8 protein-coding genes are annotated in these 11116 nt (G+C 29.2%); 2 read left to right on the forward strand and 6 right to left on the reverse strand.

The window, feature by feature from the left end:
- Window positions 1-8: 8 nt before the first annotated feature.
- Both ligA and ACTCCZ_RS05935 read right to left on the reverse strand, forming a co-directional pair.
- Window positions 9-1955 carry an NAD-dependent DNA ligase LigA gene (ligA, locus tag ACTCCZ_RS05930; protein ID WP_079578983.1) on the reverse strand — a complete coding sequence of 649 codons (1947 nt, stop codon included), beginning with the start codon at window positions 1953-1955 and terminating at the stop codon, window positions 9-11.
- Window positions 1956-2014: 59 nt separating this feature from the next.
- Window positions 2015-2719 (reverse strand): class I SAM-dependent methyltransferase, encoded by a 705-nt coding sequence (locus ACTCCZ_RS05935; RefSeq protein WP_079578965.1) that lies wholly within the window; start codon window positions 2717-2719, stop codon window positions 2015-2017.
- Window positions 2720-2852: 133 nt separating this feature from the next.
- Here ACTCCZ_RS05935 and ACTCCZ_RS05940 point away from each other — a divergent pair, with 133 nt between their 5' ends.
- Both ACTCCZ_RS05940 and ACTCCZ_RS05945 read left to right on the forward strand, forming a co-directional pair.
- Complete coding sequence (locus tag ACTCCZ_RS05940; protein WP_079578967.1) at window positions 2853-3416, forward strand: flavin reductase family protein; 564 nt, start codon at window positions 2853-2855, stop codon at window positions 3414-3416.
- A gap of 112 nt (window positions 3417-3528) precedes the next feature.
- A complete protein-coding gene (locus ACTCCZ_RS05945; RefSeq protein ID WP_079578969.1) occupies window positions 3529-5532 on the forward strand; it encodes a BCCT family transporter in 2004 nt (667 codons plus the stop codon).
- 45 nt (window positions 5533-5577) lie between these two features.
- Here the strand turns inward: ACTCCZ_RS05945 and ACTCCZ_RS05950 are convergent, their stop codons facing one another.
- From ACTCCZ_RS05950 to ACTCCZ_RS05965, 4 genes are all read right to left on the reverse strand, one after another.
- A complete protein-coding gene (locus ACTCCZ_RS05950) occupies window positions 5578-7995 on the reverse strand; it encodes a methyl-accepting chemotaxis protein (RefSeq protein ID WP_079578971.1) in 2418 nt (805 codons plus the stop codon).
- A 119-nt stretch (window positions 7996-8114) separates the two neighbouring features.
- The gene (gene fumC / locus ACTCCZ_RS05955) at window positions 8115-9512 is read right to left on the reverse strand and encodes a class II fumarate hydratase (RefSeq protein WP_079578973.1); all 1398 of its coding nucleotides are present in this window, start codon (window positions 9510-9512) and stop codon (window positions 8115-8117) included.
- A gap of 69 nt (window positions 9513-9581) precedes the next feature.
- Window positions 9582-10418 (reverse strand): DUF5718 family protein, encoded by an 837-nt coding sequence (locus tag ACTCCZ_RS05960; protein WP_079578975.1) that lies wholly within the window; start codon window positions 10416-10418, stop codon window positions 9582-9584.
- A gap of 157 nt (window positions 10419-10575) precedes the next feature.
- A partial coding sequence (locus ACTCCZ_RS05965) for a fumarate hydratase C-terminal domain-containing protein (protein ID WP_462996463.1) occupies window positions 10576-11116 on the reverse strand: 541 nt, incomplete at its 5' end.

The raw sequence follows: 11116 nt of genomic DNA on the forward strand, positions 1-11116 counted from the left end.
TTTATCCTTTATAGCATACTATCCATTTGTTCTTGTGTTAAAGTTTTAACTCCTAAGCTTATTGCTTTATCATATTTACTTCCAGCATCTTCTCCATATATAACATAATCAGTTTTTTTTGAAACACTAGAACTTACTTTTGCACCTAAGCTTTCAAGATTTTTCTTTATTACACCTCTACTTACACTCATTGTTCCTGTAAGAACAACTGTTTTTCCTTTAAATGGATTGTCATTTACTTCTATTTTTTCTTCAACTTTTGGTTCAATTATTTCAATTAATTTTGTAACAAGTTCACTGTTTACTCGCATAAATTCAACAAAAGAGTTTGCCATTTGCTCTCCAATACCATCAAGAGCAACAAGTGAATCATAATCAATGTTAATAGCATCTAATCCAAACTCTAAGCATATCTGTTTTGAAGCTACTTCTCCAATATGTTCAATTCCTAAAGCATTGATAACTCTATGAAGTTCACTTCCTTTTGTTTTTGAAATAGCATTTAAAAGATTATTTATTTTTTTCTCTTTAAATCCCTCAAGCTCTTGTAAATCTTCATATTTTAAAGAGTATAAATCTAATATATCATAAATCTTTTTCTTTTCTACTAGAAGTTCTACTATTTTTATTCCTAAACCATCGATATTCATGCAGTTTTTTGAAGCAAAGTAGATTATAGAGTTTGTTACAATACTAGGACAATCAAGATTTTGGCACTTTATTAATGTTCCCTCATCTAAAAGTTCACTATTGCATTTAGGACAGTTTGTAGGTCTTATTACTTCTTTTTGTGTTCCATCTCTTCTATCATGAAAAACTTTTGTAATTTTAGGGATAATATCTCCACTTTTTATAATAATTACTTCATCATTTATTCGCAAATCCAATCTTGCTATTTCATCAAAATTATGTAAACTCGCTCTTTCAACAGTTGAGCCATCAATTAGTGTTGGTTCAACTGCTGCAACAGGAGTAACAACACCTGTTCTTCCAACTTGTAATAAAATATCTTTTATTTTTGTTGTTTTTTCAACTGCGGGAAACTTATATGCACATGAATAACGTGGAAATTTTACTGTGTGGCCAAGCTCTTCTTGTGTTTCTAAGTCATCAATTTTTATAACCATTCCATCTAGCATCATTTGAATGTCATTTCTTGATTTTATGATTTTATGGTAAAGCTCTTCTATCTCTTTTATATCTTTGCAAACTTTTTGTAAAGGAGGTTTTGAAAAGCCAAGTGAATAGATATAATCCATCATTTGACTATGTTTTTTTTGATTTAAGCTATTTTGACCAACACCCCAAACATTGAAAAATAGTTTTCTTTTTGCTGTTATATTTGGATTAAGTTGTCTTAAACTTCCAGCTGCTGCATTTCTAGGATTTGCAAAAGGTGCTTCTTCATCTTTAAGTCTTTGTTCATTGATTTTTTCAAAATCACTCTTTTTAATTACAATCTCACCTCTTATTTCAAGTAGTGATTTCTCTTTTATTTCCAAAGGAATAGAGTAGATTGTTTTAACATTATTTGTAACATCTTCTCCTGTAGATCCATCTCCTCTTGTAATTGCTTGTTTTAAAATACCATTTTCATAAATAAGATTTAAACTAGCTCCATCAAATTTTGGTTCACAATAAAACTCTAGCTTTTCATTTACTTTTTTAGCTCTATTTATCCAATCTTCAAGCTCTTTTGTGTTAAAAACATCTTCTTGAGACCACATTCTACTTAAATGATTTGCTTTTGTAAATCCATCTAATATTTTTCCTCCTACTCTTTTATTTGGAGAGTTTGGATGTGAGTCTTGAGGATAAGTTTGTTCAAATGCTAAACAAGCCCTTGCAAGTTTGTCATACTCTTCATCTGTTGCAATAGGATTATCTTCAACATAATAAGCATTTGCCCATTTTATAAGTGTTTGTATATTTTTATTGTAATCTTCTTTTGTTATAATTTCCATCATATAATATTCTTTCATATTTAAAATTTTAAAGATTATACCTAAGTTTTCTAAACAATCTTTTGAAGTATATCAACTCTAAAAGGTTTATAAAAAGTTGTCTCTTTTCCATCATTATATTTATCAAACTTATCTTTGATTTTGTATTTTAGTTCATCTGTTATTTGTATATCATTATATGACAGATTCATCTGTTTTTTTTCAAAATCCTCAAAGTTTAAGTATGTTATTTCTGTTTTAAAAAATATCTCTTTAAAGAGTTTAAACTGTTCTTTATCTATACTATTTTTTATTGTTTCAAAGGCTTTTTTTCTTACATCTTCTTCATTATGAAACATTGCTACTAGTTCATTTTGTGCTCCTTGATGTAAAGGTTCACTAATATAAGCTAAACCATTTGGTTTTAATACTCTTTTTATTTCATCTAGTGCTTTAATCATAAGTTTTTCAGGAATATGATGAAAAGATTTAAACATAAAAACCATATCAACACTTTCATCATTTAATTCAATATTTTCAGCGCCACATAGTTTAAACTCAATATTCTCAATATCAAGCAATAGATTTTTTTTATGTTGAACTTCATCTACTTCACAAGCAATAACTTTTCTATTTATACCTGTTTGTGCTAACTGTTTAGTCATTTTTGCTTTTCCACAACCAAGTTCTAATATTGTCTTATTATCAAGATTTAAAGTTTCAATTAAATAAGACTCATTTATTACTTGTTCTATATTCTGTTTTATTAACTGCATTAAACTTCCTTTATAAAAATTTATTATACTTTAAAAATATAATTTAATAATAAAAGAATTAATTTAATATGTTTTAAGCTTTTTGTTAGTTGATTATATTAATATTATGTATATTTAATAATGGGAGAATATAATGATTATTGATTATAAAGATGTTGAAGATTTAAATAGATACAAAATAATGTCAGATACTGTTGTTCCAAGACCAATTGCTTGGATTGTTACAGAAGATGATGGGGTGATAAATGCAGCACCTTTTTCATACTTTATACCAATCTCTAGTAACCCAGCAACACTAATTGTTTCAATAGGTCAAAAAGAACCAGGTGTTCCCAAAGATACTTTAGCAAATATATTAAAATATAAAAAAGCAACAATATGTTTTGTAAATAAAAACAACATTGAAGAAGTGAAAAAATCAGCTCTTGCCTTAGAAAAAAATCAAAGTGAAATAGAAGAGTTTGAAATAGATGTTCAAAAAGTTTTAGAGGATTATCCAGCTATGATTAGCTCTTCACAAACTGCACTTTTTTGCGAATTATATGGTACTGTTGATATTCCAGGAAAAACTACTCCATTGATTTTAGAAATTAAAAAACAGTTTATTGAAGATGAAAGAATAGATGAGAGATTTCATGTAAATGTTGATAATGTGGGAAGATGTGGAGCTTATTTTAAAGCAATGGTTGATTTATAAATAAAATAAAACTTTTTTATACAGAATATTTTTTTATTATATAAATTATTTGCCACTTTTTATTCTTTTTGTGTATAATAGGAGACTAATTTAACAAAAAGGATAAAATTAAATGAGTAGTGAGAAAAAAAACAACTCAACAATTTTAAAACCTGTATTTTATCCATCAGTAATAATAATTGCAACTCTTGTAATATTTGCAGTGATGGTGCCACAAGTTGCAGGTGAAGTTTTCAATGGGGTCAAAGGATTTATTGCAGATAAATTCGGATGGCTTTATATGCTAAGTGTAGCTATATTTAGTCTTTTCGCAGTTTTTTTAGCAATTTCTCCTTTTGGTAGATTTAAACTTGGACCTGACCAATCTAAACCTGCATATACTTATGCTTCATGGTTTGCTATGCTTTTTAGTGCTGGTATGGGTATAGGTTTGATGTTTTGGGGTGTTGCTGAACCCGTTATGCATTATGGTGCGCCTCCAACTGGGGATAAAGAAACAATAGAAGCTGCTAAACAAGCTATGAGAATTACTTTTTTTCACTGGGGCTTACATGCATGGGCAATTTATGCAGTAGTTGGATTGGTATTAGCTTACTTCTCTTTTAGACATGGTTTACCACTTTCTATAAGATCTGCACTTTATCCTATGATTGGAGATAAAATCTACGGAAAAGTAGGGCATACTGTTGATACAATTGCAATACTTGGAACTATTTTGGGTGTAGCTACTTCATTAGGTCTTGGAGTTTTACAAGTTAATGCAGGTTTAAACTATATTTTTGATATACCTGTTGGTCTTACAACACAAATTATACTAATTGCTATTATTACAACTATGGCAACTGTTTCTGTTGTTTTAGGACTTGATGGCGGAATCAAAAGATTATCTGAACTTAATCTTTATTTGGCAATTGCACTTGTTGCTTTTATTTTTTTAGTAGGACCTACATTTTTTCTACTTGGTGCATTAGTTGAAAATATTGGTAATTACTTAACACATGTTGTGCAAATGACATTTAATCAATATATTTATGAAGATACTAAATGGATGGGATGGTGGACATTCTTCTATTGGGCTTGGTGGATTGCATGGGCACCTTTTGTAGGGATGTTTATTGCAAGAGTATCAAGAGGTAGAACAATAAGAGAGTTTGTTCTTGGTGTTTTATTTGTTCCTGTTGGCTTTACATTTATATGGATGACTGTTTTTGGAAATACTGCACTTTATACTATTATGAATGAAGGCTTTACAGCACTAAGTTCAGCAGTATCAGCTGATGTTTCAACAGCTTTATTTAAATTTTTAGAGCACTTTCCTTTTTCAAGTATAATCTCTATTATTGCAATTATTTTAGTTATTACATTTTTTGTAACATCTTCTGATTCAGGTTCATTAGTAGTTGATACTATTTCAAGTGGAGGAAGAGAAAATAATCCAGTTTGGCAAAGAATATTTTGGGCAGTTCTTGAGGGTGTTGTTGCAGCAGCACTATTAATTGCAGGAGGTTTAGAAGCCTTACAAGCTGCTTCAATTACTATTGCTTTACCCTTTGCTGTAATTATGATAATTGCTTGTTGGGGGCTTTACAAAGCTTTACAATTGGAAGCTATTAGATATGATTCACTTCAACATCATATGAATGCAGGACGACATGGCAAGGTTAGTGGTACTTGGCAAAATAGATTAAGCAGACTTATTGAGTTTCCAGATTCAAGTGAAACGAAAAGATATATCAATGAAGATGTTGTTGATTCAATGCATATTGTTGAAAAAGAGCTTGAAAGACATGGCTGGAATGTAGAAGTTATAAATGATAAAGAAAAAGGTATATCAATTTTAACAGTAGAGCATAATGGTGATCTTGATTTTGTTTATGAGGTTAGATTTAGAAGATATGATATGCCAACATATGCATTCCCAGATGCAATAAATCCAAATCATGAACAGAAAAAATATGCAAGAGCAGAAGTACATTTACAAGATGGTAACAAATCATATGATATTTATGGTTATGAATCTGATGTTGTTGCTAGTGATATTATTGATCAGTTTGAAAAACACAGACATTTCTTACATATTACTTCAGGATTAAATCCTGTTATTCCAATAGATTAAAAAAAGCAAGAGTTTTCTCTTGCTTTTAAATCTAACACCACTTTTTTAAAAACTTTCCCATTCATCATCTTTTGAAGTTTGTGCTTTTATAGGTTCACTACTTCTTGGTGGATGTTTTTTTGCTGTTGTAGAAGCTTTAAACTCCTTTTTTTGTGGTTTATAAGAACTTTTAATTGATGGCTCATCTTTTGCTATTTTAACTTTTCCTTTTCCATCAAAGCTATTTTTATTAACATTTTCAACTACTTCTATTGCAATTTTATTAGTTCTTTGTGCAATATCATTTGTTTTATCAGCAATTGCAGCATTCTCTTGTGTAAATTGATCTAGTTGTCCTACTGCATCTGCAATTTGTGTCATACCAATACTTTGTTCTTTTGCAGCGTTTGTAACATCATCAATTAGTTTACTTGTATTAAATATTTTTTCTTCTAATTGACTAAAACCTTCTATCATTTTACTACTTATATTTTTACCACTATTAGCTTTTAAAGTTGCGTCTTCAACTAGTGCTTTTATCTCTTTTGCAGCTTCTGCACTTCTACTTGCTAGATTTCTTACTTCTGCTGCAACTACTGCAAAGCCTTTTCCTGCTTCACCAGCAGTTGCTGCTTCTACTGCTGCATTTAATGAAAGTATATTTGTTTGAAATGCTATTTGATCAATTACACTTATTGCTTCATTGATATTTGTAACAGTATCATTTATTTCATCCATAGATTTTACTGTTTCATTTGCAAATCCTTTACCATCTGATGCAGAAGTTCTAGTTTCATTAGAGATATTTAACATCTCTTGTGCTTTTTGACTTGTTTGCTCAATATTACTTGTGATTTCATCAATTGATGCAGCTGTTTGCTCTAAAGATGAAGCTTGACTTGTAGCATTATTACTTAACGTACTTACACTAGAAGACAACTCTTTTGAACTATCTTGTAAAGCTTTACCATCTTTTTGATTATCTTGAAGCATGTTTGTAACCATTTTGTTCATTTGAATTATTTCATTTCCAATTTTACCGCATGAATTACTATCAAGTTTTGCTGTAAACTCTCTATTTGTATATTTTTCTAAGGTTTGACTGATTTTATTTAAATCTTTTCCAACTAAAGCTTCAAGGTTATTAAGCATATCATTTAAAAGTTTTTTCAATTCATTTAAAGAGTCTGTTGAAGTATCTTTTTTAATTCTTTTGTCCAAATAACCTTGACCTACTGTATTTACAATAGTTTTTACTTCATCAATTAGATTATTATCGTCTTCAATACTTTTTTGAATTGCTTTTACATTTGAGTTTATACTTTGTGCCATAATACCAAACTCATCATTACCATTTATTATTATCTCTTTTGGATTTGAGATTTTTTTGTTTAAGTATTCAAAGAAATCATTAAGTCCTGTTGATATAGATGATAAATTTTTATTCAATTTTCTAATTGAGAAAATAATCACTAAACTAATCACTAAAAGACCTAAAAGACCAGTTATAATAGAGAAGTTTCTAATAAATACAGCATGTTTTAGATACTCTTTTACAGGTGCTGAAACAAAGAAAAGCCAATATTTACCTGTATCTCCTATTTCGAAATTTTTTGAATAGTAGTATGAGTCTTCATTTGTTACAGGAGAAGTTATAGTAAAATTATGATTTTTTCCCTCTTTTGCTAACTCAATAGCTTTTGCATACTCTTTTTTATCATCCGCAATATCAAAAATTTGTTTATTTAAATATTTCTCATCTTTGTGACCTACCATTATTCCATTGTGATCTAAAATAAAAGTATATCCATTTTCATAAATTCTTATCTTTTTTGTCATCTCTGAAAATGTATTAAGTGTAATATCCACTCCAATAGAGCCAATAAATTCACCTTTATAATACATAGGTGCAGCAACTGTTGTCATAAGAACTTCTACACCATTAACTGGGAATAAATATGGTTTTGTAACATAATCTTTTCCTGTTCTTTTTGGTCCACCAATCCATTCAGTCTCTTCACTATATATAGAACCTACTTGAACTTTGTGAGTACCATTACTTTTTACTACATAAGGGTTGAATTGTCCAGTTTTATCATATCCCTCGATATTGCTATTTTCAGGAACTGTATCAAAAAATTGGCCTCTATTTTTTATCTTAACCCAAATTCCTACAATTTGAGGATTATAATCTAATACAGATTTGAAAAACTCAATAGTCTCTGTTTTATTAAGTCTTGCATTATTTTCTAATGCTTCTTCAAATTTAGAAGATAACATTCTTGTAACAGTTAAAGATCTATTTATATCTTGTTGTACTTCTAAGGCATGTTTGTTAGCAACTTCTTTTATATAAAGTTCTGCATCATTTTGTGCTGTTTCATATGAGTACTTAGATACAAAAAACATTGTTAATCCAAAAGCAAGGATAGTAACGCTTAAAACTTGTAATAATAGCTTATTACCAAATGAACTCTTTTTCATAATAATTCTTCATAATGTTATAGCTAAATTATTATAGCACATAAAAGTTACATAATGAAGACAAAAGTGTTATAACTTATTCAGAAGTATAAAAAATACTTCTGAATTTCCCATTTTTTCTATATTTTTGGATATGTCATTTCTTTAGGATTTACATATTTTTCAAACTCTTCTTGGCTTAAAAGTTTTAAATTTAATGCTTCTTCTTTAAGTGTAGTACCATTTTTATGTGCAGTTTTTGCTATAAGTGCAGCATTTTCATAACCAATATAAGGATTTAATGCTGTAACTAACATAAGTGAATCATTTAAATATCTATTTATATTCTCTTTGTTTGCTTTAATACCAATAGCACACTTATTGTTAAATGACACTATCGTATCGCTTAGAAGCCTAATTGATTGTAGTATATTATAAGCAATAACAGGTTTAAATACATTTAGTTCAAAATTACCTTGACTAGCACTAATACTAACAGTTGTATGATTTCCCATAACTTGAACAGCAACCATTGTCATAGCTTCACTTTGTGTTGGATTTACTTTTCCTGGCATGATTGAACTTCCTGGCTCATTTTCAGGAATACTAAGCTCTCCAATTCCACATCTAGGACCTGAAGATAACCATCTTATGTCATTTGCTATTTTCATAAGATTTGATGCTAATGCATTTAATGCACCACTTAAAAAAACCTCTCCATCATGAGAAGTTAGTGCATGGAATTTATTTGGGTGAGAAACAAATTTATATTTTGTTTGTGTTTTTTCATTTAATATTTCACAAACCATATTTGAAAAATTTGGATGTGAATTTAATCCAGTTCCAACAGCAGTTCCTCCAATTGCAAGTTCAACAATATATTTCATACTATCTTCAAGTTGATTTTGTGCTTTTTGTAACATATCAACATATGCACTTAATTCTTGTCCAAGTGTTAATGGAGTTGCATCTTGAAGATGTGTTCTTCCTATTTTTACTAAGTTCTCAAACTCTTTTACTTTTTTTGTAAAGGTATCTTTTAAAAGTTTTATTGCAGGAAAAAGTTGTTTTTGTAACTCTAATACAAAAGCAATTCTCATAGCAGTAGGATAAGTATCATTTGAACTTTGTCCTTTATTTACATCATCATTTGGATGAACAAGTTTATTTACTCTAAAGTCTTCACCTAAAATTTCAGTTGCTCTTGAGGCTACTACTTCATTTATATTCATATTTGATTGAGTTCCACTTCCTGTTTGCCAAACAACTAAAGGGAAATTTCCTTCAAGTTTTCCTTGAATTACTTCTTCGCAAGCTTGTATAATAGCTTGTGTTTTATTATCATCAAGTCTTTCTAGTTTGTTATTTACTAATGCACAAGATTTTTTTAAGTATGCAAAACCTTTTATAACTTCACTTGGCATAGTTTCAGTTCCTATAGGAAAGTTTTCAACACTTCTTTGTGTTTGTGCTGCCCAATACTTATCATTTGGTACTTTCATCTCTCCCATAGTATCTTTTTCTATTCTATAATCCATCCTTTACTCCTTTTTACATTTGTAAATATTATACCACAAAAGTTAAATTATGAGAATGGATATCAAAAACTATTTTACAATTTGATGAAGTTTCGAACACTGTCCTAAGAATAAATCAACTCCACTCATATCATTCATAATATCTTGAAAACTATGTACATGAGCATTATATACATATACAAAAATTTCATCATCTTTTTTTAGAAAATTATGTTTCCCAAACTCTGTATATGCAGTAGCTCCAGCTGCAATTATCATACCTTTTGCTTTATTTGCATTTTTTAAAAAAGGAGTTAACTCTTCTAAGGGACCACAATCTTCTTGGGTATTAAACTTCTCAATCATCCAATCTTTTAATTGTGTAAAAAAGTAGCTATAAGATTTTACTGCTGAAATTGTTCCATAATCATATACAATTCCATCTCTTTTTATAAAAGAAGCTATGTGATATTTTGCCAATACTGAATCTTTTTCATTAAAACTATTTATTTTTATAATATCTTGAGACATTCCTTTTGTTCTCTCGCCCCAGTTTTTTTTAGTACTTAATTTTTTACCATCATTTACTCTAATTGAGCAATCATTAAATGCACAAAAACTTTTCGGAACAATATCTATAATTTTTCCATCTTTATATTCAAAATCACATATTAAAGCAACTTCTGCTTCAACTTGAAGGTTTTCATTTTGCTTTCCATGGCTTAATATAGTATCATCACATAAAGGGAATGTACCTAAAAAGCTTTCATGGTCTTTTATATAAAAAGGAAAAATTCCTTTTGGTGCATCTTTTTTCTCTGTTTTAATTATAGAAAATTCATCAGCTTCTCCAGCTTCCCCTAAATGATTTGCAAAATTCCCAGCAACTGCAAAACCTAAATAGTCTTTATACTCTTCTAATATCATTTTTTGTTCCTATTATTCCTTATAAAATATTAAATAAAATACAAGATAGTATTTTAAACTCATAAACATAGTGTATTTTTTATTTGATTAAGTGTGTAAGTTGAGGGTATTAAAAAGGATTTAAATGAGAGTTTTACAAAGGCCTAAGCCTTTGTAATTAAATAGTTCTCCATTTTTGTGGTCCAGTTGTATGAATAGATACACCCTCAGTGTCAACAGCGACTGTTACTGGCATATCTTTGACTTCAAACTCATATATTGCTTCCATACCCATCTCTTCAAATGCTACTACTTTCGCATCTTTTATTGATTGTGATATTAAATATGCAGCTCCACCTGTTGCTATTAGGTATGTTGATTTATACTCTTTTATTAAATCTATTGTTGGCTGCTTTCTTTCAGCTTTCCCTATCATCCCTAATATTCCTATTTCCATCATCTCTTTTGTGAATTTATCCATTCTTGTTGATGTTGTTGGTCCTGCTGGTCCTACTTTCTCATCTCTTACTGGATCTACTGGTCCTACATAATATATAAATCTATCTTTTAAATCTAAATTATTTGGTAATGCTTTCCCTGCTGCTTTATACTCTACAATTTTTTTATGTGCTGCATCTCTTGCTGTTAAAATCTTCCCTGACAATAGTAATGTATCTCCAGATTTAAATTGTGACAAGTTCTCTTTTGTCAAATCTTCT

The organism is Malaciobacter sp., from assembly GCF_055140965.1.